The organism is Curtobacterium sp. ER1/6, assembly GCF_001742745.1.
Lineage (GTDB): Bacteria > Actinomycetota > Actinomycetes > Actinomycetales > Microbacteriaceae > Curtobacterium > Curtobacterium citri.
The window spans coordinates 501,742-525,212 of the sequence record NZ_MJAK01000001.1 but is presented as its reverse complement, the minus strand read 5'-3'; the positions used below and the strand labels follow the sequence as shown (position 1 = coordinate 525,212).

The following is a 23,471-nucleotide window of genomic DNA, read 5'->3' as shown; positions in this document are numbered from 1 at the left end:
CGACAACGCGCGAGCGCACCCGGCCCCCCGTTCGGGGCGAGCACTTACGCCGCCGACGGCCGCCGTCGATAGCGCACCTCGAGCACGGATCGCTCACCACTCCCGGCCACGGATCGGCCACCTCCAACCCGGCGACGTCGGACGACGTCGCGCACCGAGGGGACCGGTCCCACGTGTTCGATTCCGTGACGAGCGTCGCGCTGCAGAGTGCGCTCGACGGGCTGTCGCTGCGACAGCGCACCATCGCGAACAACATCGCGAACATCAACACGCCGAACTACCGCGCCGAGAAGGTCCGCTTCGAGGACGCCCTCGCGGACTCGATCGTGCACGGCGACGGACACGCGACGGCGACGACGGCCCGGAGCCTCGAGCCGACGAACACGAACGGCAACAACGTCAACCTGGACCAGGAGACGCTGTCGAACATCGACACCGTGCTCCGGTACCAGTTCGCGACGCAGGCGGTCGGTGGCGAGGCCACGAGCCTGCGCACGGCGATGCGGACGAACTCGTGACGACCTTCGACGCGATCGGCATCGCGAGCACCGGCCTCACCGTGCACCGGAAGTGGCTCGACGCGATCTCGGACAACATCGCGAACGTCAACACCGTCCGGTCGATGGACGACTCCGCCTTCCAGGCCCGCTACGTCGAGGTCCAGGAGGGCGCCGGAACCTCGGGCGCCTACGTCAAGGGAGCCGCGTTCGGCAGCGCCGCCGGCCGCGTGACGTACGACCCGGACAACCCGCTCGCGAACGCCGAGGGCTACGTCCGCATGCCGGACATCGACCTCGGCACGCAGATGGCGGACCTCATCATGGCCCAGCGCGGCTACCAGGCGAACGCCGCCGTGGTCGACCGTGCGAAGACCGCCTACGAGGCGGCACTGCAGATCGGGAAGAACTGATGCCCATCGACGCACTGAACGGTGTGACCACGAACGCGATGACCCGCGCCTTCGGCGGGACCGACGTCACCGGCACCGCGCCCTCGACCGGCACCACCGGCACCGGCGCCGCGACCGCGACCGGGGACGGGTTCGCGAGCAGCCTGACCAACGCGGTCGACGGCCTGCAGGAGCTGCAGAGCACGTCGAAGACCCTCGCGCTCAAGGCCGTCACGGGCAACCTCGACGACATCCACGACGCCACCATCGCGTCCACGCGCGCCCAGGTCACCCTCGAGCTCGTCGCCGCCGTCCGCAACAAGGGCGTCGACGCGTTCAACGAGATCATGCGGATGCAGGCCTGATGCCCGCCGCGATGCAGAACGCGTGGGCCCGCCTGACGGGCTACGTCAAGGGCTTCTCCGCCGCACAGCGCACGATCGCCGTCATCGGCATCGCCGCGCTGGTGCTCGGTGGCGTCGCGCTCGCGAGCTTCCTCGGCAAGGCGTCCTACGCGCCGCTCTTCACGGGCCTCGCCGCGGCGGACGCCAGCTCGATCACCGACCAGCTGCAGACCGACGGCGTGCCGTTCCAGCTGACGGACGGCGGCGCGACGATCCTCGTGCCGCAGGACAAGGTGTACTCGGAGCGGCTCAAGGCCGCGTCGAACAACCTGCCGTCGTCGAACGAGGGCGGCTACTCGCTGCTCGACAAGATGGGCGTCACGAGCTCCGAGTTCCAGCAGGACGTCACGTACAAGCGGGCGATCGAGGGCGAGCTGGCGAAGACCATCTCGGCGATGGACGGCGTCAAGACCGCCACCGTGCAGCTCGCGATCCCGGAGAAGACCGTGTTCGTGTCCGAGGAGAAGGACCCGACCGCGTCGGTCTTCGTCGCGACCGAGAACGGGACCCAGCTGACGACGGACCAGGTGCAGTCGATCGTGCACCTGACCAGCGCGGCGGTCGAGGGCATGCAGCCCACCGACGTGTCGGTCGTCGACCAGAAGGGGCAGACCCTCTCGGCCGTCGGCACCGGCGCGACCGGCAGCGGGGCCGACCAGGCCGCCGACTACGACACCACGACGCGGCAGAAGATCCAGGACCTGCTCGACACGACGCTCGGCCCGGGCAACGCGAGCGTGGTCGTCTCGGCGACCATGAACCAGGAGTCCGGCACCCGGACGTCGGAGAGCTTCGCGCAGCCCACGAGCGGCCCCGTCGCCCTCAACGAGTCGAGCACGAAGGAGCAGTACGGCTCCGGGTCCGGCGCGGGTGCGGGTGCGACCGGGGTCCTCGGCCCGGACAACATCGCCGTGCCGAACGGCACCGCGAACGGCACGAACGGCACCACGGCCTCCGGCGACGGCGGCTACGAGAACGAGTCGGCGACGAAGAACAACGCCGTCGACAAGACGACCGAGACGACGCAGATCCCGGCCGGTGGCGTGCAGCGCCAGACGATCTCGGTCGCGCTGAACTCCCGTGCCCAGTCCGTGCAGAACGCGAACCTGCAGAGCATCAACGACCTCGTGTCGGCGGCGGCCGGAGCGGACAACACCCGCGGCGACCAGGTCCGCGTCGCGATGATGGACTTCGACGACACCGCCGCCAAGGACGCCGCGAAGGCACTGCAGCAGCAGCAGCAGGACGAGCAGCAGCAGGCCATGTGGTCGACCATCCGCACGGCCGGCATCGTCGCCGCGGTCCTCGCCGCCGCGGTCGTGCTGGCGATCGTCCTGGCCCGTCGTGGTCGCCGCCAGTCCCGCGAGGCGGTGGACGTCGGCGAGCTCGACGCCTTCGCCGGTGAGACGTTCGAGCTGCCGCTCGGCGTCGAGGACGACCTGGCACTCGGCGACGTCGACGCGCCGACGGTCGCCCTGCCGACCCTGCCGCACGACGACGCCCCGACCGAGGTGCTCACGACCGACGAGATCAGCGCCGAGCGTCGCCGCCAGGAGATCTCCGCCCTCGCCGAGCGCGACCCGAAGCGCACGGCCGACCTCCTCCGCGGGCTGCTCGACGACCGGACCTCGGTGTGAGCGCCCTCGTCCCGGTCCCCGCGGGCGGCGGGACCGCCGACCGCGCCCTGACCGGCTCGCAGAAGGTCGCGCTCATCCTCATGCAGATGGAGACCGAGCGTGCAGCCGAGGTGATGAAGCAGTTCACCGAGCTCGAGGCCGAGGAGATCTCCGCCGAGATCGTCCGCATGCGTCGGGTCGACGACACGGTCGTGGACCGGACGATGTCCGAGTTCCACCGCATCACCCAGCGCGGTCGCGTGCAGAAGCGCGGCGGCAAGGACGCTGCGCTCGGGCTGCTCGAGGCGTCGTTCGGGTCCGAACGCGCCGCAGGCGTGATGGACCGGCTCGCGTCGAACCTCGCGGGCCAGTCGTTCGAGTTCCTCGACGACGCCGAACCCGGCCAGGTCGTCAGCCTGCTCGAGGGTGAGCTCCCGCAGACCATCGCCCTCGTGCTCGCGCACCTGAAGCCCGGGCAGGCCAGCGCCGTGCTCGCCGGCGTCGACGACCGCACGCGGACGGACGTCGCGCAGGCGTTCGCGACGATGGGCACCGCCACACCCGAGGCCGTCGGCATCGTCGCCGGGGTGCTGCGGCAGCGCGCCGGCGCGGTCGTGTCCCCGCGCGAGAGCATCGAGGTCGTCGGCGGCATCGCGCCGCTGGTCGAGATCATCAACCGCTCCGACGTCGCGACCGAGAAGGCGGTCCTCGAGGGACTCGAGGCGCGCGACCCCGAGCTCGCCGAGGACATCCGGTCGCGGATGCTCACCTTCGAGGACATCGTCAAGCTCGAGTCGCGCGACATCCAGCAGGTGCTGCGCGGTATCGACTCGAAGCTGCTCGCGACCGCGATGAAGGGTGCACCCGCGCCGGTCGTCGAGACCATCCGCGCGAACGTCTCCGAGCGCAACCGCTCGGTGCTCGACGACGAGCTGCAGAACATGGGGCCGGTCCGCGTGTCGCAGGTCGAGGAGGCGCGCGCCGAGGTCGTCCGCTCCGTCCGCGAGCTCGAGGCCCAGGGCACGATCACCGTCCACCGCGCCGAGGAGGACGAGCTCGTTGACTGACATCGTCGTCCAGCGCGTCGCGTTCCCGGTCCTCGGGAGCGCGACCACGCGCGACCTCGCCGCCGCCGCGGACGTCCGGGGGCACGCCGCCGGCTACGCGGCCGGGCTCCGCGCCGCGCAGGCCGAGACCGACGCGCTCCGCGCTCGGCTCGAGGCCGAGCACGCCGCGCGCCTCGCCGCGCTGCACGCCGAGGCGGTCCGTCGCGTGCAGGTCCTCGACGCCGCCACCGCGGCGCTGCTGTCGCAGGTCGTGCCGGTCCTGCGGGACGCGGAGGAGTCGCTCGTGCAGGCGTCCCTCGACCTCGCCGAGGCCGTCGTCGGGTACTCGGTCCGCACCGCCAGGTCGGCGGCCGACGGTGTCGACGACGGCCGGGAGGCGCTGCCCGCCCCCGGTGCGGAGGCCACCGTCCGGCGCGCACTCGCCGCGGTCGACGCGACGGTCGCCCTGGCCGTCCGGGTCAGCCCCGCCGACGCCGCGCGTGTGGCCGACGCCGGGTTCGCGGTGCCGGTGGTCGGCGACCCGTCGCTCCGCGACGGCGACGCCGTCGTCGACCTGCCGGACGGGATGCTCGACGCGCGGCTCGGCGCCGCGCTCGACCGCGCCCGCGACGCCCTCGGGGTGACCCGGTGACCGCGACGCTCCTTCGCCCGCGCGGCCTCGACGAGGCCGTCGCGCAGGCCGGCCCGCAGCGCGTCGGCGTCGTCACCAGTGCGGTGGGCCTCGGGCTCACCGTCGCGGGCCTCGACGTCCGCATCGGCGACGTCGTCACCGTCGGCGCCGACGACGGCCCGCAGACCGCCGTCGAGGTCGTCGCCACCGACGCCACCGGTGTCCGGTGCATGCCGCTCGGCCGCCTCGTCGCCGTCACCGCCGGGACCCCGGTGCGTCCGACCGGTCGTCCGGTGCTCGTGCCGACCGGTGCCGGGCTGTTCGGGCGCGTGCTCGACGGCCTCGGCCGACCGATCGACGACCGCGGGCCGCTCGACACCGACGGCTGGGTGCCGCTCGACCACCCGACCCCGAACGCCATGGCGCGGACCCGGATCGACGCGCCGATGCAGCTCGGTGTGCGGGTGCTCGACACCCTGACCACCGTGGGGCGCGGGCAGCGCATGGGCCTGTTCGCCGGGTCCGGTGTCGGCAAGTCGTCGCTGCTGTCGATGATCGCCCGGGGCAGCGACGCCGCGGTCAACGTCATCGCCCTCGTCGGGGAGCGCGGGCGCGAGGTCCGCGAGTTCCTTGAGGACGACCTCGGCGCCGAGGGGCTCGCCCGTTCGATCGTCGTCGTGTCGACCTCCGACGAGCCCGCCCTCATGCGCCTGCGCGCCGCGTTCGTCGCGACCCGCATCGCCGAGTCGTTCCGCGACGCCGGCCAGGACGTCGTGCTGATGATGGACTCGCTCACCCGCGTCGCGATGGCACAGCGCGAGATCGGCCTCTCCGTGGGGGAGCCACCGGCCACCCGGGGGTACCCGCCGTCGACGTTCTCGGTGCTCGCCGGACTGCTCGAGCGCGCCGGGACCGACCGCGTCGGGAGCATCACCGGGCTGTACACCGTGCTCGTCGACGGGGACGACCACAACGAGCCGATCGCCGACAGTGCCCGCAGCATCCTCGACGGGCACGTCGTGCTCGACCGGAAGCTCGCCGTCACCGGACACTTCCCGTCGGTCGACGCCCTCGGGTCGATCTCCCGCGTCGCCTCGAAGGTCACCGAGCCGTGGCAGCGCACCGCGGCGACGGCGCTCCGGAAGGTGATGGCGGCCCGGCGGAACGCCCAGGACCTGCTCGACGTCGGGGCGTACCAGCGCGGATCGAACCCCCTCGTCGACGCCGCCGTGGACCACCAGGACACCATCGACGCGTTCCTGCGCCAGGGGATGGACGAGCAGGCGGACGCCGACACGTCGTGGCGCGCGCTCGACGCCCTCGTCGCACGGCTGGGGGTGGCCGCCTGATGGCCCGACGCTTCCCCCTCGCCGGGCTCCTCCGCCTCCGGCACGCCGAACAGGACCGCGCGGCGGCCGCCCTCGCCGCCGCCAACGACCGGGTCCGGGACGCCGCCGACGCGCGGATCGCGGCCCGCCGGAACCTCGCCGACCGCGAGGAGACCAGCGCGGTGACCGACGCGGCGACGCTCAGTGCCCTCGCCGCGGCGCGCGCCTCGACCCGGGGCATGCTCGAGGAGCTCGACGCCGTCGCGCGGTCGCGACGCACCGAGGCCGACGAGGCCCAGACCACGTACAACACCGCGCGGCGTGCCGCCCTGGGGCTCGAGAAGCTCGAGGCGCACCACGACCGGGAGCAGGCCGCCGAGGACCTGCGGACCGAACAGAACGCCCTCGACGAGATCGCGGCACGACGCCGCACGGAAGGTGGTGCCCGATGAGCGTGGACGCCGTGCTCTCCCGGATCGCCGAGATCCGCACGCAGATCGACGCCCTGCGCGCACCGTCGACCGCCCGGACGAACGGTTCGACGAGCGGCCCGACGACCGGCTCGACCGCCTCGACCGAGGCGACGACCGGCGCGTTCGCCGACGCCCTCGCCACCGCGTCCGCTCCCGGTGGCGCATCCGCCGCCGCGACCGCTGCGGGTGCGGCACCGGCGACCGCCGCCCCCGCGACCTCGGTCGACGCCGGGCGCGGCACCCTCGCCACCGGCAGCGGCGCCACCGGGTCCGACGTGGTCGCCGCCGCGAAGAAGTACCTCGGGGTGCCCTACGTGTTCGGTGGGGAGAGCCGCTCCGGGATGGACTGCTCGGGCCTCGTGCAGACGGTGTTCAAGGACCTCGGGGTCTCCATGCCCCGCGTCGTGCCGGACCAGGCGGACATGGGCGTGCCGGTCGGGTCGCTCGCGGACGCGAAGCCCGGCGACCTCATCATCCCGAAGGGCGAGCAGCACATCGTCATCTACGTCGGCGACGGCAAGGTCCTGCACGCACCGCGTCCGGGCAAGGACGTCCGCATCGTCGACAACTGGTACAAGGACTCGGACATCGCGACGATCCGTCGCATCGTCCCGAGCGAGGCGGCCGCACCCGCTGCGGTCCCGACGGCCTCGTCGGCGACCGCACTGCAGTCCGCGACGGACCTGCAGACGGCGGCCCTGCTGTCGATGATGCGATCGGGGAGCGCCGCGTGAGCACGATGACGGTCGCGGCCCCTCCCGCACGCCCCGCCGCTCCTGCGGGCCCCGCCGGCGCGCACTCCGGTGCGGGCACGTCGTCCGTGCCGTTCGACGCAGCCCTCGCCGCCGTCACCGGGACCGGAGCGGACTCCGCGCAGCAGCCCGGCCCGGATCGCGCCGGCACGGAGGACGCCACCACGACCGCTCCCACCGTCGCCGCTCCGATCGTCACCGTGTCGGCCTCGCTCGTCGACCCGGCCCTGCTCGGGGCGCTCCCGGTGCCGGCCCCGGCGCCGACCGACCTCGTCGACGCTGCTGCCTCCGCGACGGGCGCGCCGACCGCCCCCGCGGCGGGGGCCACAGCCCTCGCTCCGGCACCCGCGGGCGCGGCCGTCGCCGCCCTCGGCGTGGTGGCCGCAGGCCGGACCACCGAGGAGATCGCCGGCAGCGCCGGTTCCGCGTCGGTGCCCCCGGCGCCGGCGCCCGTGCCCTCGACCCCAAGCAGCAGCACCGCCCCGGCGGCGAGCGGAGCGGCGAGCGGAGCGGCGACGAGCAGCCCCCTCACGACCGCGACCGGGATGCCCGGACGTGTCCCCGCGGCGCAGCCGGTCGGTCCGGCGACCCCGGCCCCGGCCGACGCCCCAGCGGATGCACCCGCCCTCGCCGCCGCCCCGGCGACCCCGACGCCGGGTGGCGGACTCCCGGCCGCCGCTCCGCAACGCGACGCCGCGGAGGCCGTCCGTCCGGGACAGCCGGCCGCGGCGGCGACGGCCGCGACCACCGGGGCCCCGGTCGTGTCGACCGGACCGGCCACCGGGGGCAGGACCGGCCACGGGGCGGACCGCGGGCCGAGCGGGCAGGGCGACCCGGGCCTCCCGGCCGTGCTCCCGACCCGCGGCGGCGAGACGCCGTTCGTGGTCCCCACCCCCGCATCGGCTGCGCCGGCGACCGTCGCGGGCTCCGCGACGGCGAACGCTCCGGCCCCGCTCGCACAACAGCTCGCACGTCCGCTCTTCACGCTCGCGCAGGCGGGCCCGGGGGAGCACGTCGTGACGGTGCAGGTCTCGCCCGACGCGCTCGGTCCGGTGACGGTGCGCGCCCACGTCACCGCGCACGGGATGCACGTCGAGCTGTTCGCGGCGTCGGACGCGGGCCGTGACGCGGTCCGCCAGGTGCTGCCCGACCTCCGCCGCGACGCCGCCGGCAGCACGGTCGCGACCACGCTCGACCTGTCGTCGCAGAACCACCCGGACGCGCAGCCCGGCCGTGACGACCGGCGGACGCCCGGAGGGTTCCGACCGGAAGCCGGCCCGGAGGCCCGCCCCACCACGACCGCACCGGTCACCACCCGCCCGACCACCGTCCGATCCGTCGGACTCGACGTCCTCGCCTGACGCGGACCGAAGGAGGACCACCATGCCCCTCGACGGCATCACCGGATCGGTGGACGCGGCCACCCAGGCCGCCGCGGTCGCGCAGACCGCGAGCGCGAAGAAGTCCCAGACGATGGACTCCGAGGTGTTCATGAAGCTGCTCGTCACGCAGCTCCGGAACCAGGACCCGTCGTCGCCGATGGACACCAACCAGATGATCAGCCAGCAGACGCAGCTCGCGATGATGGAACAGGTCAGCAACCAGACCACGACGGCCAACGAGAACTTCTCGCTGCAGATGCGCATGGCCGCCGCGAACCTCGTCGGCAAGCAGGTCAGCTACACCGACGCCACGACCGGGACCGCGGTCTCGGGGACCGCCACCGCGGTGTCGTACGCCGCGAGCGTGCCGACCGTGACCGTGAACGGGAAGGAGGTCGACCTCGACGTGATCTCCGGTATCAAGTCCGCCTGACCCGCTCCCTCCTCCCTCTTCCCCACCTCGTCTTCCTTCCACGAAAGGTCGCACCATGCTCCGCTCGCTCTACTCCGGCATCTCCGGTCTCCGTTCGCACCAGCAGATGCTCGACGTCACCGGCAACAACATCGCCAACGTCAACACCGTCGGCTTCAAGTCGTCGACCACCGTCTTCCAGGACACCCTGTCGCAGATGACCCAGGGCGCCGGGGGACCGCAGACCGGCATCGGCGGCACGAACCCCGCGCAGATCGGCCTCGGCGTGCAGGTCGCCGGCGTCTCGACCAACTTCGCCCAGGGTTCGGCGCAGGCCACGGGCAAGGCCACCGACCTGATGATCTCGGGCGACGGGTTCTTCGTGACGCGCCTCGGCAACGACACCGTCTACTCGCGGGCCGGTGCGTTCGACTTCGACGCGAACGGCCGCCTGGTCACCGCCGACGGCAAGATCGTCCAGGGCTACTCCGCCACGAACGGCGTCGTCAACGACGGCGGCGGCCTGAGCGACATCATGCTGCCGGTCGACGCGGCTGCCCCGGCGACCGCCACGAGCTCGGCGACGGTCAGCGGCAACCTGCCGTCGGACACCGCCGTCGGCCAGACGCTGAACCGCGACGCCACGGTCTACGACCAGTACGGCACCAAGCACACGCTGTCGCTCGGCTACACCCGCACCGCCGGCGGCTGGTCCGTCTCCGCCTCGAACGGGCAGGGCACCTCGGCCACCGGTGCGATCACCTTCGGCGCGGACGGCAAGATCACCAGTGGCCAGACCATGCAGGTGGGTGGGATCACCGTCGACATGACGCAGCTGTCCGGCTTCGCGACGCTCAACACCGCGTCGATCTCGTCGCAGAACGGCCACGAGGCCGGCTCGCTGCAGGGCTACTCCATCTCGAAGGACGGCACGCTCGTCGGTTCCTTCTCGAACGGGTCCTCGCTCGCGATCGGCCGCATCGCCCTCGCGACCTTCGCCAACCCCGCGGGCCTCGAGAAGACCGGGGCGTCGGGCTACCGCGCGACCGCGAACTCGGGCAACGCGAACGTCGGCGTCCCCGGGTCGGCCGGCATCGGCTCGCTCGCCTCGGGCACGCTCGAGATGTCGAACGTCGACCTGTCGCAGGAGTTCACCAACCTGATCGTGGCGCAGCGCGGGTTCCAGGCGAACGCGCGCATCATCACGACCTCGGACGAGGTGCTGCAGGAGCTGACGAACCTGAAGCGGTAGGGCGGGTCGGGCGGGTCGGGCTGGTCGGGGCACGGCTGGCCGGGCGGGTCGCGGTCTGCACAACGGGAGGCACCCCGCGCCACGGGATTCCGTGGTGCGGGGTGCCTCCCGTTGTTCGGCGGCGTGTCGCGCCAGGTGTCGGCAAGCCCCCGGTCGGACGCCGTGCGGGTTCCCGCACGATGCCGAGTCATCCATGAGCATCCGTCGCGTCGCTGTCGTACCCTCCTCGTGGGGGAGCTGCACGGACCCGAACCGTCGCCCACGTTCGACGACGAACGAGCCCTCACCGAGACGGCGCCGCCGAGTCGTCCACGCGTGAGGGCGACCGTCACCGACCCGAACGCCGACGGTCGCCCTCGCGCGTCCCTCGTCGCCGACGCCGATCCGTCGGCCGTGCTCGCAGCGCGCCGGTCCGTCGGTCCGCCGGTCATGTTGACTGGGAGGACGAGGACGGCGGCGCGCCGGGGTGCGACCGGCGCAGGAGGGGTGCGAGTGACCGGTCACCTGGTGCCCACGCTGTCGGGCGTCCTGCTGCTCATCGGCGTCGCGACGGCGGTGCTCGCGCTGGCGCGGGCCGAGGCGCCCTGGGCACCGGCCCTGGCGATGGTCCGCGGCGCGGCGCAGCTGGCCGTCGTCAGCCTCGTGCTGTCCGGGGTGATCCGCTCGCCGGCGCTGATCGCGGTCGCCCTCCTGGTGATGTTCACGGTCGCGGTCCTGACGGCCGCCCGACGCCTCGGCGGGATCGCCGGCGCCGCCCTGCCGGTCGGGGCGTCGATGGGCGCCTGGATCGTCGTGACCGGGGTCGTCGTGTTCGGCACCGGCGCCATCGAGCTGAGCCCCCGCTACGCCCTCGCGGTGGGCGGCATCGTGATCGGCAACGCCATGACGATCGCGACCATCAGCGGACGCCGGTTCCGCGAGCTCGTGTCCGACCAGTGGGACGAGGTCGAGGGTCGGCTCGCACTCGGGGCCGCACCGCGACGTGCGACCGAGCGTCTGGTGCGCCGAGCGGTGAGCGCGGCGCTCGTGCCGACGGTCGACCAGACCAAGACGACCGGGCTGGTGACCCTGCCCGGCGCCTTCGTCGGTGCGGTGTTCGGCGGGCTGTCCCCGATCGAGGCGGGTCGGTTCCAGATCGTCGTCCTCGCGGCCATCGCGGCCGCGGGCGCCTGCACGGCGGTGTGCCTCACCCGCTGGCTGGCTCCGGTCACGGTGCGACCGACCGACGTGGCCCGCTGACGGACGGGAGGCGCGGGGCGGCTGCGCCACGCGCCTCCCGTCCGTCCCACCGGTGCGCGTGTCCGACCGCTGTCAGCGTGGGGACCGGGCGTCCTCGAGCAGGCCGTCGAGGACGGCCAGGGAGCGGGCAGCGGTCCCGTCGTCGCGGCCGGTGCTGCTCGCGACCGTCGTCAGCGTCTTCCACAGCGCCCAGCCGCGTCCGCGCGTCCACGTGTCGTCGTCCAGCTGCAGGCGGTCGCGGAACACCTGCCGCCCGGCCGGGTCGAGGAGGGTCCAGGCGGCTGCGACGTCGCACGCGGGATCGCCGACGCCGCAGGTGCCGAAGTCGATGACCGCACCGAGCCGGCCGTCCCGCACCAGGAGGTTGCCCGGGGCGAGGTCGCCGTGGAACCAGGTCCGGACGCCGTCCCAGGGCGTCTCGAGTGCATCCGTCCAGACCGCCCGGGCGAGGTCGAGGTCGAGGTCGACCCGACCCCGCAGTACGTGCAGGGCCTCGGTCGCCAGACCGTCGAAGGTCCGCAGCGGTCCACCGCGGAACCAGTCGTGCAGACCGGGTCCCGGGCCTCCCTCGGGGTCCACGGCGCGCAGGGCGAGGAGGAACCCGGCGAGGTCCTCCGCGAGTCGTCCGGGGTCGGCGACCGGTGCCGTGGTGAGTGGTTCGCCCGCCAGCCACCGGTACACGGACCAGGGGAAGGGGTACCCGGCGTCCGGTCGGCCCGTGGCGACGGGCACCGGGACCGGGAGCGGCAGCTGCGGGGCCAGCCGGGGGAGCCACCGGTGTTCCTTCTCGACCGCCAGCGCGTACGCCGCCGCACTCGGTGTGCGGACCGACAGGGCGTCGCCGAGGCGGAAGGTGTGGTTGTCCCAGCCGTCGTCCGCGACCGGGTGCACGGGCAGGTCGCGCCACTGCGGGAACTGCCGTGCCACGAGCGTCGCGACGAGCTGCGCGTCGACGGGGACGCGCTGCGGGACGGGTCCGAGGTCGAAGGCTTCGCTCACGGCTGCCAGCATGGCCCCGCCGCCGTCACGCCGCGGGTTCGGCGCTCCGCGGGATCGGCAGGGCGACCTCGACGTCAGGGCCGTCCTGCCGCGCGGCGCGGATCATGGAGTTCGCGGTCGCCGCGAGCGGCACCGCGAAGAACCCGCCCGCGATGCCACCGATCGTCGTGCCGGCGATCACGGCGAGGAGCACCGCCAACGGGTGGACGGCGACGACCGACCCGGTCAGGAACGGGTGCAGGACCTGCCCCTCCAACTGTTGCACGAGCACGACGACCCCGAGCATGACCAGGGCCACCACCCAGCCCTGGAACACCAGGGCGAGGAGCACCGCGACCGCTCCCGCGGCGAACGCGCCGACCACGGGGATGAACGCCCCGACGAAGACGACCACCCCGATCGGCCCCGCGAGCGGGACCCCGAGCAGGGCGGCGCCGAGGGCGATGCCGATCGCGTCGGTCGCGGCGATGACGACCTGCACGCGGATGAAGTGCGTCAGGGTGGTCCACCCGGCCTCGCCCGCCACTCCGAGTCGGTGGTGTGCGGCCCGCGGGAAGAGCGAGACGACCCACTCCCACATCCGCCGTCCGCCGGTGAGCGCGAAGATCGTGACGAACGTGACGATGAACAGCCCCTCGCCGAGGTGCACCAGGGTGGCGCCGGCGACCACGACCCCGCGCTGCAGGTCGGCAGCGTGCCGCTCGACGAACGTCCGGGCATCGGTCGACACGGTGTCGAGGTCGACCGACGGCAGCCCCATCGGCGGGTGCCGGAGCAGCTCCTGGACGTTCGCGATGAGCGAGACCGTCCGGTCCTCGGGGCTCGGCAACTGTTCGCTGACGCGCCAGACGACCAGGAACACGAGCAGGGCGACGCCGGCGACCAGCGACAGCAGCGCGAGGACGATCGCGAGCCACTTCGGCACCCCGTGCCGCTGCAGCAGGGCGCTGAAGGGGACGAGCAGCGCGGCGACGACCAGCCCGATGAGCAGGGGGACGACGACGTTGGCCAGGGTGACGGCGATCCACCCGACCAGGCCGACCGCGGCGGCGATCACCAGTACCCGTCCGGCGAAGACGGCACCGGTGCGGAGCCCGGACGGACGAGGGGCGGGGTTCGAGACGGTCACGGGGTGCCCTCCGGGGCTGTGGGCGACGGGACGAGGTCGGACGGCGTCCGGCCCCAGGTGTGCTGGACGCGGTCCATCCAGGTGACGACGACGGTGTGCGGGGTCGTCAGCGCGGCGATGAGCGCGAGGTAGACCCCCAGGTCCGCGCGTCGGACGACGACGGCGAGGACGACGAGGGCCGCGATCGCGATCGCCGTGATCGGCCAGGCCTGCCGCAGGAACCGGAGGAACGGCGCGAGCAGGCGACCGCGGTGCAGCAGCTCGGCGCTGGTCGGGTCGGTGAGCTCGAGGCGGAGGACGTGCCGCACCGCGTGCCACAGCGTGAAGTACAGGCCCACGGCGAGGACCGGCGGGACCACCGCGAAGAACAGCACCAGGACGGCGTCCTCCGAGAGCTGCCGCCAGCGGGGACCGCCCGCCCGGCGGACGACAGCGGCGTGCAGCAGGACGAGCAGGACCACGAGGACCGCCCCGGCGATCCGGACGCCCGGGGCGACGGTCAGCACCGACGGACCGCTCCCGCCGCCGACGACCGCCGCGGTGTCGACGACGACGTGGAGCGCCGCGTCCGGCTGTACGACGAACGGGACCACCATCGGCACGGCACCGCGCAGGGCCACCGTGAGGACGGACCCGAGCGGACCGGGCGCACCGTCCCCGAGCAGCCGGTCGACGAACAGGTCACCCTGGCCCCAGTGGAACCAGGTGATGCCGACGAAGACCGCGAAGCCGAGCAGCGGGGCGACGACCCACAGCGCCGCGGTGAGCGTGCCGACCACCAGGTAGAGCACGACGACGGCGACGACGGACCGCACGGTGCTCGTCCCCGGGCGCAGCCGTGCCGGGACGAGGTGGTCGAGGGCGCCGTGCGGCAGCCCGAAGACGAGCACGCTCACGGCGAACGGCACCAGCTGCACGGCCATCGGGACGGCCACGCCAGTCAGGTCGAGCACCGCACACGTCAGGGTTACCGCGGCGAGGGCCGTGGTGACCGGCGCGAGGACCCGGTCGGTGACCCAGGTCCGCAGTGCGGGCGGGACCGCCGCGTCCGGCGCCACGTCCGTGCTCCGGTCGACGGCCGTCGCCGCCGTCTCCGCCGTCACGGCCGGACCTCGCGCCGGCGCGCGACGGCGTCGGCGAGGGTCCGCACGAGCGCGGCGAGGAACGGACGCTTCTGCAGGGCGAGCACGATCCGGAGGTCGTCCGCCACCGACGAGCGCTCCGACAGGAAGCGCACGACGAGCGGACCGGGCAGCGCGAAGAGGCGACGGAACGCCTCCGCGGCCTGCTCGGGGCGGTCCCGCAGGAACCGGAGGAACACCGCGTCGAGGAAGCGCGTGCGGAACCGGTCGGAGAACGCGGGGACGGGTGTGCCGTCGACGAGGTGCCGGGCGACGACCGCACTGTGCCGGTTGCTCCGCGCGAACCCGTAGCCACTGCTGGGACGGGTGGTCCCGGTCACGGTGTCCGCAGCGGCCCACCGGGCGTCCGGCGGCGCGGGGGCGTCCGTCATCGGGATGCACCCGCGCTCCTCGTCGGTCACGTGCCACTCGTCCGCCCGGAGACCCCACCGTCGCGAGACGTAGCGGGCGACGTGGTCCTCGTGGTCGAACGCGTCCGCGGGGTCGGGCGTGAACAGCGTGCTCTCCACGAGCGCCTCGGTCGGTGTGACCGGCAGCACGTAGACGAACCGGACGGGACCGCCCGGCTCCTCGCCGCCGAAGTCCATGAGCGTCACCGTCGTCGTGTCGAACACCGGGCGGCTCGTGGTGACCCACCGTCCGACGAAGCGCTGGTGGAGCAGCACCCGACCGGCCGGGACGTCCGTGGGGCACCGGGGTCCGCGGGCGTCGAGGACGCGGCCGGCCCGGACGGGACCGTCGGTGGTGTGCACCACGACGTCCCGGTCGTCGGTCGTGTCGGCGTCGCTGCGTCGGACCGCTGCGACGGGGACACCTCGGACGATGCGGAGCCGCCCGTCCGAAGCGACACGGGAAGCGACGGCGGCGGACCGGTCGGACGCCCGCACCAGGACGTACGGGTGGTCGGGATCCGAGCCGACACTCGTCCCGTCCTCGGTCCGGACCTCCCACCGGTCCCACGACGCCGAGCGGGCCTCGGGGAGCGGGTCGGTGCCGTCGTCCCACGAGCACCACGACCGCGGGTCCGGGGTTGCCCGGCCCTCGAGCACCAGGACGGAACGGTCACCGAGCGCTGCGAGCCGTACGGCTGTCGAGAGCCCCGAGCACCCGCCGCCGACGACGGCCACGTCGACGCGCTCCGGCAGGGTCGTCCGGACCGGGCCGGGGGCCGGAGCGACGCGCGCTCCGGCCCCCGGTGTCGTCGTCGTGCCGGTGTCAGCGACGGACACGGCGCTCGCCGCGACCGGACAGCGCGGTGTCGTCCACGGCGACGGTGCCGGGCAGGACGCCGTCCGAGAGCTTCTCGGACGAGATCCAGAGCGCCTCGGGCAGGGTGTCGACGCCGGCACGGACGTCCTCGGCGGAACGGAGCTTGGCGATCTTGTGGATCATCGAGCCGAAGCCGACCTTCGCCACGATGTCCGCGGCCGACAGGACGACCTGCATCCAGGTGATGACCGCACCGCCGTGGCCCCAGCCCTGGAGGCCGAAGATGATCGGGTAGGCGAGCCACGTCACGATGAGCAGGATGCCGGCGTTGCGGAGCGTCGCAGCGGCGGGGGTGCCCGCCAGGTCACGGCCGCCCTTGACGACCACGTAGATCACGAGGACGTACAGGATCACCATGAAGACGCCGGAGATGACGCCCCAGAGCCAGAGCGCGCCCGTGTTCGTGCCGGAGTCGACGGCGACGCCGCCGATGAAGCCGGTGCTGATCATCAGGAACGCCGCGGCGATGCCGACGGCGCGGAGACGGCGGGCCGCCGCGCCGGCGAGGGTGGCCACCGCGAGGAGCTCGATCACCAGGAGCGGCACCGTGACGGTCCAGTCGAAGTAGCGCGGCGCCCACGACAGGATCGCGTTCGCGTTCGGCACCCACGAGTCGCCCCGGCGCTCGTAGCCCAGCGCGAACTCGACGACCAGGAGCACGTACGACAGGAAGGCGATACCGGTGATGGTCATGCCGGCGTACACGCCGGCGCGGTACCGGCCGCTGACCTCGTTGGTCGACACGAGCGACTTCACGAAGAACGCGAAGAGCGCGAGTCCGGCGACGGAGAGCGCGTAGACGATGATCGAGTGCTCCGCGAGCGAGAGCGTCGCGTTCCACGGAGCGAGTGCGTCCGACATGGGGGTCCTTCCGGTGGGTGGTGGTGGCGGTTCGTCGCCGACCAGAGAAACTTGCTCCTGGGCAACCATCCCTGTTCCCAGCGGGTGCTCGGATCGGGGTACAACGGCGTCAGTAGCGTGGTACATCCGAACGAATCAGCGCCGTCCGGCGCTCGTCTCACCCCCAGGGGTGGTCCTGAGAGGAACGGAATGTCCGACCGCATCCGCGTGGCCCTGGTCAACGACTACGAGCTCGTGCTGCGTGGGCTGGCGGACATGCTCGCGCCCTTCGCCGACCGGATCGACGTCGTGCAGCTCGACGCCCGACGCCGTGTCACGGTGGACGTCGACGTGGCGCTCTACGACACGTTCGCGCAGCCTGAACCCGACGACGAGGACATCGACCGGCTCGCATCGAACCCGCGCATCCGGACCGTCGCGGTCTTCACGTGGAAGATGGACCAGGACCTCATCGACGCGGCGGTGGCGCGCGGCGCGACCGGGTACTTCGCGAAGAGCTCGACCGCCGAGCACCTCGCCGAGGGGCTCCAGCGGGTCGCTGCCGGCGAGCGCGTGCTCGAGTCGCCCCGACGACGGGTGCCGAGCGGTCCCGGGGTGCGGTGGCCCGGTCGCGCGGAGGGCATCTCGGACCGCCAGTCCGAGATCCTCGCGCTCATCACCCAGGGCAAGCGCAACACGGAGATCGCCGAGCTGACGCACCTCAGCCCGAACACGGTCAAGACCCACATCCGGACGCTCTACAGCAAGATCGGGGCGGAGAACCGGGTCGACGCCGTGCTCTGGGGGACCGAGAACGGGTTCCGGCCGGACCACCGCAGCACCGACCGGTGAGCGTGGTCGTCCACGACGAGCGTTCCTCGAGGACGAGCGCGGGACGCCGTTAGGCTGACCCGGTGACCAGTGCCGAGGAGTCCGCAGCAGGGACGGAGTCGGTCGTCGTCGACGCGTCGGTCGTCGGGCTCGGCATCGTGCTGCGCTCGCTCGCCCCGGCCCTCGAGCACGTCACCCTGCAGCAGTACCGGATCCTCGTGCTGCTCGTGACCCGCGGCCCGATGCGCGCGGGAGACCTGGCCGACGAGCTCGGCCTGCTGCCGTCCGGCATCACGAGGATGGTGGACCGGCTCGTCCGCGACGGCTGGGTCAGCAGACGGGTGTCCGGACGCGAGGTCACCGTCACGGCCCAGCCCGCGTCGACCGCCCTCGTCGAGCAGGTGCTCGATCGCCGCGCCGCCGAGTTCCGCGGGGCGCTCCGCCGGATGTCCGAGGACGAACGACGGGCGGTGCGACGGGCAGCGGAGGCGCTGGTCCGCTCCGCCACGGCGGCACCGCTCCTCGATGCGCACCTCCTCCTCGGGACGCACCCTCAGCACTGACCGCGGACGGATGACGCACCGCAGCGCTGACCGCGGACGGACGACGCATCCGCAGCACTGATCGCGGACGTAGGCTGGCTCGGGTCCGCGGCGCACGGTCGCCGTGACGTGACCACCGGGCCCACGCCCGTCGAACCGGGCCCGGCGCCCCGGGAAGGAACTGCCATGAGCATGGAAGGCGCAGCCTGGAGCTCGCTGTACAAGATCTCGTCGGCGAAGGACAGCGGTCGCGGGTTCTCGCGCGAGTCGTTCCGACGGATCATGACGTTCGCCGTGCCGTACCGGTCGAAACTGGTCGTCTTCATCCTGCTGTCGGTCGTCGGGGCCTTCCTCGCGGTCGCGACACCGGTCCTGGCCGGTCGCGTGGTCGACGTGATCGTCGCCCGCGGGGCGCTCGGCACGATCGTCGCGCTGGCCGTCCTGATCGCCGTCGTCGCGGTTGCCGACGCCGGTGCCTCGCTCGCGACGCGCTGGTACTCGGCGCGGATCGGTGAGGGGGTCATCCTCGACCTCCGGACGGCCGTGTTCGACCACGTGCAGAAGATGCCGATCGCGTTCTTCACCCGCACCCGCACGGGGGCGCTCGTCAGCCGGCTCAACAACGACGTGATCGGCGCGCAGCAGGCCTTCAGCGGGACCCTGTCCGGCGTCGTCACGAACCTCGTCGCGCTGATCCTCACCCTGACCGTCATGCTCAGCACGTCGTGGCTCGTGACCGTCCTCGCGGTGGTCATGCTCCCGCTCTTCCTCGTCCCCGCACGCCGGATGGGCACCCGGCTCGCTGCGCTCCGCCGCGAGGCGGCCGACCACAACTCGGCGATGAGCACCCAGATGACCGAGCGCTTCTCGGCCCCCGGCGCGACCCTCGTCAAGCTCTTCGGACGCCCCGACGAGGAGGCCGAGGAGTTCCGCGTCCGCGCGGCACGGGTCCGCGACATCGGTGTCCGGACGGCGATGCTGCAGTTCGTCTTCGTCACGGCGCTGACCCTCGTGGCCGCGCTCGCCCTCGCGCTCGTCTACGGGCTCGGCGGCGCGCTCGCACTCGGCGGGCAGCTCAACACGGGCGACGTCGTCACCCTGGCACTCCTGCTCACCCGGCTCTACGCGCCGCTGACCAGCCTGGCGAACGCCCGCGTCGAGATCATGAGCGCGGTGGTGAGCTTCGAGCGGGTGTTCGAGGTGCTCGACCTCCGACCGCTCATCACGGAGAAGCCGGACGCCGTCACGGTCGCCGACGGCCCGGTGGCGGTGGAGTTCGACGACGTGCGCTTCGCCTACCCGTCGGCGGACAAGGTGTCGCTCGCTTCCCTCGAGGAGGTCTCGACGCTGGACACCCGCGGCGGTGAGGAGGTGCTGCACGGCGTCTCGTTCCGGATCGAGCCGGGACAGACGGTCGCCCTCGTCGGCACGTCCGGGGCGGGCAAGTCGACCGTCGCCCAGCTGCTCGCGCGCCTCTACGACGTCGACAGCGGCGCCGTCCGGCTCGGCGGTACGGACGTGCGGGACGTCAGCTTCGCCTCCATGCGTCGCACCCTCGGCATGGTGACCCAGGACGGGCACCTGTTCCACGAGACGATCCTCGCCAACCTGCGGCTCGCCCGACCGGAGGCGACCGTCGACGAGGTCTGGGACGCCGTCCGCCGGGCACGGCTCGAGCCGCTCGTCCGGTCGCTGCCCGACCAGCTGGACACCATGGTGGGGGAGCGCGGCTACCGCCTGTCGGGTGGTGAGCGGCAGCGCATGACGATCGCGCGCCTCCTCCTCGCCCAGCCGCGCGTGGTGATCCTCGACGAGGCGACCGCGGCGCTCGACTCCACGTCGGAGGCGGCGGTGCAGGCCGCGCTGAGCGAGGCGCTCGAGGGGCGCACCGCGATGGTCATCGCCCACCGCCTGTCGACCATCCGGAGTGCGGACCTCATCCTCGTCGTCGAGGACGGCTCGATCGTGGAGCGCGGGACGCACGAGCAACTGCTCGCCGCGGGCGGCCGGTACGAGGAGCTGCACCGGACCCAGTTCGCCGTCCAGCAGGACTCCGTCGCGCAGGATGCGGAGCTGCCGGCCTGACGTCGTCGGGAGCGGACCGACAGACGGACGGGAGGCGCGTGGCGGGGCCGCCACGCGCCTCCCGTCCGTCACCGGTCGCGTCGGGACGCGATCAGTCCCAGATCGAGATCCAGTCGATGTCGACGTGGCCGTCGGCCCACCACGGGACGTCACCGGTGATCGCGGTCTCGGCCTGCAGCGTCACGCGCATCGGGTCCTTCGGTACACCCGACCAGGTCTGCGAGACGAGCTGGTCGTCCCAGTAGAAGCGGACCACGCCGTGGTCCCACTCGGTCGTCGCGACGTGGTAGCCGCTGCTCTGCGTCGTCGACGTGTGCCGCTGCACGCTCGAGTCGAAGCGCATCATGCCCCGGGACCACGTCCCGGGGATCGCCGCTGCCGGGCGCACCGTGCTGTTGAGGTCACCCTCGGGCCAGTCGATCTCGCCCTTGTTCCAGTCGTCGTCGGTGGGCCAGAGCATGCCGACGAACTTGTAGCCGGGCGTGTCCGTCGTCTTGTACCGGATCGAGACCCGACCGGTCTCGTGCGGCGCGTACCCGTCGGGCAGCACGGTGGCGACGAGCGGGCGCCCGTTCTCCGTGTGCAGTCGGAAGTCGAGGTTGCCGTTCGCGACGCTGAGCACCTTGTCCGGGTCGTAGTACCCGCGCCCGCTGGTGTCCGAGTAGCCGGAGTAGGCCTGCATCTCCGGGTACTCCCGCAGGACGCTGCCCAGGCGGGCGTCGCGGTCGAAGTCCTCCGCGTACGACTGCTTCCAGGTGCGGCCGTTCGAGTACAGGTCGCCCTTCGGCATCGCGGTGAGCGAGTCCGTCGCCGCCTCCGAGGGTGCCGCCTGCTGCGTGATGCCGATGACGAGTGCGCCGACCGCCGCGAACGCCGCGCCGGTGGCGATGCGACGCTTCCGTCGCCCGCTCGTGTTCCGTGTGTCGTTCTTCATGTGAGTAGTTGATTCCCTGTCGTTTCCCTGTGCGCGGCCCTCCGGTGGGGTGAAGCGCGGCGGAACGGTACCTCCTGTACCACCCCCGAACGGGGGGAAGAAGGTGTCGTGTCACCCCTGCGCGGTCCCCCTTTCGCCCCACTCCCCAGGCTGGGAGCGGGCACCCGCGGCTGAGCACATCCTCAGGCCACTGCTCGGATCCTTCAGTTGCCGAGTCCTGCGACGAGGTTGACGACGCTCGCGATGACGACGGTCCCGAAGAAGAACGAGAGCAACGCGTGCCGGAGCGTCACCACCCGGATCCTGCTCTCCGTGATCGAGGTGTCCGACACCTGGTACGTCATCCCCACCGTCAGGGCGAAGTAGGCGAAGTCCGAGTACCGCGGGGGTTCCTGCTGGTTGAAGTCGATGCCGCCCGGGGTCCCGCTGTACCAGAGCTCGGCGTAGCGCAGGGTGAACAGGGTCTGCACGAGCAGCCAGGACAGGGCCACGCTGACCACACCGAGTGCCGCTGCGAGGTCCTGCGACGGACCGTGCAGCCCCTTCGCGATGCTGAGCACGACCAGGAGTGCGACGACGCTCGCACCGGCGGCGCCCACCAGCAGCAGGTCGGAGACCGTCCGCCGCGGGTCCTCCCGTGAGGCGAGCCGCGCGGTCCGGTCGGCGTCCGCCCGGAGCAGGGGCAGCGCGGTGACGACGTACACCGCGCACGCGGCCGCCCACCCGATCGACGCCGCCCAGCGCGGACCGACCGTGACGCTCGTGACGCCCGCGACGACGGCGCCGACCACCACCATCAGGACGAGGCGGTCCCGGTAGCGGCGGGTCCGGCCGACGTGCGGCGCGGCTGACGGCGGCGGGGTGGATTGCGGCGGGGTGGACGGCGACGGGGACGCGGGCTGGCTCACGCCGCGCAGCCTCCCGCGACCGGCCGCCAGGCAGCCGGGACGGTGGCCGGCGGGGCTGAGGGTGTGTCCAGCAGGACGGCCGTCGGGACGCAGCGGAGCAGCCCGGCGATCGGTGCCACGGCTGCAGCGGGTGGGCGGGCGGAGCGGCGGTCAGGGACGTGTCGGCGCGCGGAGCGCCCGCCAGCTCACCGCACCCGCGGCGGCTGTGGCGGCCGCGAGCACCGCGATCGCGCCGGGGAGCGTCCACGCGGTGGCGACGGCCCCGACGAGCAGTGGGCCGCCGGCGTCGCCGACCTCGCGGCCCAGCTCGGCGTTGCCCATCGTCCGACCCATCCGGTCGTCCGGGGTCGACGCCGCGAGGTGCGCGAAGGCGAGCGGGGTCACGGTCCCCAGCATCACGCCGATCGCGACCGCCGCCACGAACAGCGTCACCGCGCCGGGAGCCGCGGCGAGGACCGCGAGACCCGCCGCCGCGACGAGGAGCCCCGCGGTGCTGCCCCCGCGCGTCGCGAGCCGCCCCTGGTCGCGCAACCGACCCGTGAGCGGCTGCAGCGCCGACGAGACGACCGCGATCGCCGCGATCGCGACGGCCCCGACCACGGCGGGCAGGTCGAGGCGGACGGCGAGCAGCGGGACGAAGCCGACCGCGACGCCGAGCACGCCGGTCGTCGTCGCGAGCAGTGCCGTCGGGACGAGGAACGCGCGGTCCGCGGTCTGGCGGACGAGGTCGACCACGGTGGTCCGGCGGCGTGGCTGCACGGGCAGCGCCGGCATCGACAGCGCGACCCACAGCGCGGCGCCGGCGGCGAGCACCGCGAGGACGACGTAGAGCGCCTGCAGGCTGACGCCCTGCACGAGCAGGATGCCGAGGACCGGTCCGAGCACGTAGCCGGTGCTCTTCCAGGCGCCGTACCGGCCGAAGTACCGTCCCAGGCGCTCCCGACCGGCGAGCCGCGCCACGGCCGCCGAGGACGCGGGGGAGAACGCCGACGCCGCCGCGCCCTGGCCGAGCCGGGCGAGTGCGAGGACGAGCGCCGTGGGTTGGACGAGGGCGAGCAGCGACGCGAGCGCGAAGCCGACCAGGCCGCCGACGATCACCGGCTTCGCGCCGATGCGGTCGCTCAGTGCGCCGAACAGGGGCTTCAGCACGACCTCGGCGAGGTCGTACAGGGCGAGGACGAGGCCCAGGCCGACCAGCGTCAGGCCGAGGTCGTCGGTCTCGGCGCCGAGGACGCTCCCGACGCCGTGCGCGCCGAACGCGGTGGTGTAGCCGGCGAGGTAGAGGGGCGCGAGGCCGCGGGCGGGCGGCTGGGCGGCAGTCGTCACGTGCTCATCCTGGCGCACCGGAGCCGCCGGGTGGGGTGGCTG

Annotated in this window: 24 protein-coding genes; 16 read left to right on the top strand and 8 right to left on the bottom strand. The window is 73.3% G+C overall.

The window, feature by feature from the left end:
* Nucleotides 1-173 precede the first annotated feature (173 nt).
* From Cus16_RS02415 to Cus16_RS02355, 13 genes are all read left to right on the top strand, one after another.
* Nucleotides 174-518, top strand: coding sequence for a flagellar basal body rod protein FlgB (locus Cus16_RS02415; protein WP_069710987.1), 345 nt, complete (start codon nucleotides 174-176; stop codon nucleotides 516-518).
* Nucleotides 515-910: a flagellar basal body rod protein FlgC gene (locus Cus16_RS02410; protein ID WP_069710986.1), complete on the top strand. Its 396-nt coding sequence runs from the start codon at nucleotides 515-517 to the stop codon at nucleotides 908-910. Before Cus16_RS02415 ends, Cus16_RS02410 begins: the two co-directional genes overlap by 4 nt.
* The gene (gene fliE, locus Cus16_RS02405; protein ID WP_069710985.1) at nucleotides 910-1,254 is read left to right on the top strand and encodes a flagellar hook-basal body complex protein FliE; all 345 of its coding nucleotides are present in this window, start codon (nucleotides 910-912) and stop codon (nucleotides 1,252-1,254) included. Before Cus16_RS02410 ends, fliE begins: the two co-directional genes overlap by 1 nt.
* Nucleotides 1,254-2,930 carry a flagellar basal-body MS-ring/collar protein FliF gene (fliF, locus tag Cus16_RS02400; protein WP_069710984.1) on the top strand — a complete coding sequence of 559 codons (1,677 nt, stop codon included), beginning with the start codon at nucleotides 1,254-1,256 and terminating at the stop codon, nucleotides 2,928-2,930. Before fliE ends, fliF begins: the two co-directional genes overlap by 1 nt.
* Nucleotides 2,927-3,976 carry a flagellar motor switch protein FliG gene (fliG, locus tag Cus16_RS02395; RefSeq protein WP_083263635.1) on the top strand — a complete coding sequence of 350 codons (1,050 nt, stop codon included), beginning with the start codon at nucleotides 2,927-2,929 and terminating at the stop codon, nucleotides 3,974-3,976. Before fliF ends, fliG begins: the two co-directional genes overlap by 4 nt.
* Nucleotides 3,969-4,607 carry a hypothetical protein gene (locus Cus16_RS02390; RefSeq protein ID WP_069710983.1) on the top strand — a complete coding sequence of 213 codons (639 nt, stop codon included), beginning with the start codon at nucleotides 3,969-3,971 and terminating at the stop codon, nucleotides 4,605-4,607. Before fliG ends, Cus16_RS02390 begins: the two co-directional genes overlap by 8 nt.
* Nucleotides 4,604-5,935, top strand: coding sequence for a FliI/YscN family ATPase (locus Cus16_RS02385; RefSeq protein WP_069710982.1), 1,332 nt, complete (start codon nucleotides 4,604-4,606; stop codon nucleotides 5,933-5,935). The genes Cus16_RS02390 and Cus16_RS02385 overlap by 4 nt, the downstream gene beginning before the upstream one ends.
* The gene (locus tag Cus16_RS02380; protein ID WP_069710981.1) at nucleotides 5,935-6,366 is read left to right on the top strand and encodes a hypothetical protein; all 432 of its coding nucleotides are present in this window, start codon (nucleotides 5,935-5,937) and stop codon (nucleotides 6,364-6,366) included. The genes Cus16_RS02385 and Cus16_RS02380 overlap by 1 nt, the downstream gene beginning before the upstream one ends.
* Entirely contained in the window at nucleotides 6,363-7,121 is a 759-nt protein-coding gene (locus Cus16_RS17045) for a C40 family peptidase (RefSeq protein WP_083263634.1), read from the top strand. The genes Cus16_RS02380 and Cus16_RS17045 overlap by 4 nt, the downstream gene beginning before the upstream one ends.
* A gap of 5 nt (nucleotides 7,122-7,126) precedes the next feature.
* The gene (locus Cus16_RS02370; protein WP_223246517.1) at nucleotides 7,127-8,500 is read left to right on the top strand and encodes a flagellar hook-length control protein FliK; all 1,374 of its coding nucleotides are present in this window, start codon (nucleotides 7,127-7,129) and stop codon (nucleotides 8,498-8,500) included.
* A gap of 22 nt (nucleotides 8,501-8,522) precedes the next feature.
* Nucleotides 8,523-8,954: a flagellar hook assembly protein FlgD gene (locus tag Cus16_RS02365; RefSeq protein ID WP_069710978.1), complete on the top strand. Its 432-nt coding sequence runs from the start codon at nucleotides 8,523-8,525 to the stop codon at nucleotides 8,952-8,954.
* A gap of 55 nt (nucleotides 8,955-9,009) precedes the next feature.
* On the top strand, nucleotides 9,010-10,185 hold the full coding sequence (locus Cus16_RS02360; protein WP_069710977.1) for a flagellar hook protein FlgE: 1,176 nt from the start codon (nucleotides 9,010-9,012) through the stop codon (nucleotides 10,183-10,185).
* 486 nt (nucleotides 10,186-10,671) lie between these two features.
* The gene (locus Cus16_RS02355; RefSeq protein WP_069711401.1) at nucleotides 10,672-11,424 is read left to right on the top strand and encodes an ABC transporter permease; all 753 of its coding nucleotides are present in this window, start codon (nucleotides 10,672-10,674) and stop codon (nucleotides 11,422-11,424) included.
* 72 nt (nucleotides 11,425-11,496) lie between these two features.
* Here Cus16_RS02355 and Cus16_RS02350 read toward each other — a convergent pair whose 3' ends face one another.
* The 5 genes from Cus16_RS02350 to Cus16_RS02330 are packed head-to-tail and all read right to left on the bottom strand — an operon-like array spanning nucleotide 11,497 to nucleotide 16,824.
* Nucleotides 11,497-12,423 (bottom strand): aminoglycoside phosphotransferase family protein, encoded by a 927-nt coding sequence (locus Cus16_RS02350; RefSeq protein ID WP_069711400.1) that lies wholly within the window; start codon nucleotides 12,421-12,423, stop codon nucleotides 11,497-11,499.
* Nucleotides 12,424-12,448: 25 nt separating this feature from the next.
* Nucleotides 12,449-13,552 carry an AI-2E family transporter gene (locus Cus16_RS02345; protein WP_069710976.1) on the bottom strand — a complete coding sequence of 368 codons (1,104 nt, stop codon included), beginning with the start codon at nucleotides 13,550-13,552 and terminating at the stop codon, nucleotides 12,449-12,451.
* Nucleotides 13,549-14,655 carry a Brp/Blh family beta-carotene 15,15'-dioxygenase gene (locus Cus16_RS02340; protein ID WP_083263632.1) on the bottom strand — a complete coding sequence of 369 codons (1,107 nt, stop codon included), beginning with the start codon at nucleotides 14,653-14,655 and terminating at the stop codon, nucleotides 13,549-13,551. The genes Cus16_RS02345 and Cus16_RS02340 overlap by 4 nt, the downstream gene beginning before the upstream one ends.
* A complete protein-coding gene (locus Cus16_RS02335; RefSeq protein ID WP_069710975.1) occupies nucleotides 14,652-15,923 on the bottom strand; it encodes a lycopene cyclase family protein in 1,272 nt (423 codons plus the stop codon). The genes Cus16_RS02340 and Cus16_RS02335 overlap by 4 nt, the downstream gene beginning before the upstream one ends.
* Nucleotides 15,910-16,824, bottom strand: coding sequence for a bacteriorhodopsin (locus tag Cus16_RS02330; RefSeq protein ID WP_069710974.1), 915 nt, complete (start codon nucleotides 16,822-16,824; stop codon nucleotides 15,910-15,912). Before Cus16_RS02330 ends, Cus16_RS02335 begins: the two co-directional genes overlap by 14 nt.
* A gap of 189 nt (nucleotides 16,825-17,013) precedes the next feature.
* On the opposite strand from Cus16_RS02330, the gene Cus16_RS02325 reads away from it, so the two are divergent.
* From Cus16_RS02325 to Cus16_RS02315, 3 genes are all read left to right on the top strand, one after another.
* Nucleotides 17,014-17,655: a response regulator transcription factor gene (locus Cus16_RS02325; RefSeq protein WP_069710973.1), complete on the top strand. Its 642-nt coding sequence runs from the start codon at nucleotides 17,014-17,016 to the stop codon at nucleotides 17,653-17,655.
* Between the two features lie 62 nt (nucleotides 17,656-17,717).
* A complete protein-coding gene (locus tag Cus16_RS02320) occupies nucleotides 17,718-18,197 on the top strand; it encodes a MarR family transcriptional regulator (protein ID WP_069710972.1) in 480 nt (159 codons plus the stop codon).
* Between the two features lie 165 nt (nucleotides 18,198-18,362).
* A complete protein-coding gene (locus Cus16_RS02315; protein WP_069710971.1) occupies nucleotides 18,363-20,261 on the top strand; it encodes an ABC transporter ATP-binding protein in 1,899 nt (632 codons plus the stop codon).
* A gap of 91 nt (nucleotides 20,262-20,352) precedes the next feature.
* Here the strand turns inward: Cus16_RS02315 and Cus16_RS02310 are convergent, their stop codons facing one another.
* From Cus16_RS02310 to Cus16_RS02300, 3 genes are all read right to left on the bottom strand, one after another.
* Nucleotides 20,353-21,195, bottom strand: a complete 843-nt coding sequence (locus Cus16_RS02310; protein WP_069710970.1) for a glycoside hydrolase family 16 protein — start codon at nucleotides 21,193-21,195, stop codon at nucleotides 20,353-20,355.
* 203 nt (nucleotides 21,196-21,398) lie between these two features.
* The gene (locus Cus16_RS02305) at nucleotides 21,399-22,103 is read right to left on the bottom strand and encodes a DUF1345 domain-containing protein (RefSeq protein WP_223246493.1); all 705 of its coding nucleotides are present in this window, start codon (nucleotides 22,101-22,103) and stop codon (nucleotides 21,399-21,401) included.
* Nucleotides 22,104-22,253: 150 nt separating this feature from the next.
* Nucleotides 22,254-23,429 carry an MFS transporter gene (locus Cus16_RS02300; protein WP_069710968.1) on the bottom strand — a complete coding sequence of 392 codons (1,176 nt, stop codon included), beginning with the start codon at nucleotides 23,427-23,429 and terminating at the stop codon, nucleotides 22,254-22,256.
* Nucleotides 23,430-23,471 lie beyond the last annotated feature (42 nt).

What these genes read in the sequence shown, in the direction of transcription:
- fliE (WP_069710985.1), top strand. Translation starts at nt 910, where the DNA reads ATGCCCATCGACGCACTGAACGGTGTGACCACGAACGCGATGACCCGC.
- fliF (WP_069710984.1), top strand. Translation starts at nt 1,254, where the DNA reads ATGCCCGCCGCGATGCAGAACGCGTGGGCCCGCCTGACGGGCTACGTC.
- Cus16_RS02380 (WP_069710981.1), top strand. Translation starts at nt 5,935, where the DNA reads ATGGCCCGACGCTTCCCCCTCGCCGGGCTCCTCCGCCTCCGGCACGCC.
- Cus16_RS17045 (WP_083263634.1), top strand. Translation starts at nt 6,363, where the DNA reads ATGAGCGTGGACGCCGTGCTCTCCCGGATCGCCGAGATCCGCACGCAG.
- Cus16_RS02370 (WP_223246517.1), top strand. Translation starts at nt 7,127, where the DNA reads ATGACGGTCGCGGCCCCTCCCGCACGCCCCGCCGCTCCTGCGGGCCCC.
- Cus16_RS02365 (WP_069710978.1), top strand. Translation starts at nt 8,523, where the DNA reads ATGCCCCTCGACGGCATCACCGGATCGGTGGACGCGGCCACCCAGGCC.
- Cus16_RS02360 (WP_069710977.1), top strand. Translation starts at nt 9,010, where the DNA reads ATGCTCCGCTCGCTCTACTCCGGCATCTCCGGTCTCCGTTCGCACCAG.
- Cus16_RS02330 (WP_069710974.1), bottom strand. Translation starts at nt 16,824, where the DNA reads ATGTCGGACGCACTCGCTCCGTGGAACGCGACGCTCTCGCTCGCGGAG.
- Cus16_RS02325 (WP_069710973.1), top strand. Translation starts at nt 17,014, where the DNA reads ATGTCCGACCGCATCCGCGTGGCCCTGGTCAACGACTACGAGCTCGTG.
- Cus16_RS02315 (WP_069710971.1), top strand. Translation starts at nt 18,363, where the DNA reads ATGAGCATGGAAGGCGCAGCCTGGAGCTCGCTGTACAAGATCTCGTCG.
- Cus16_RS02310 (WP_069710970.1), bottom strand. Translation starts at nt 21,195, where the DNA reads ATGAAGAACGACACACGGAACACGAGCGGGCGACGGAAGCGTCGCATC.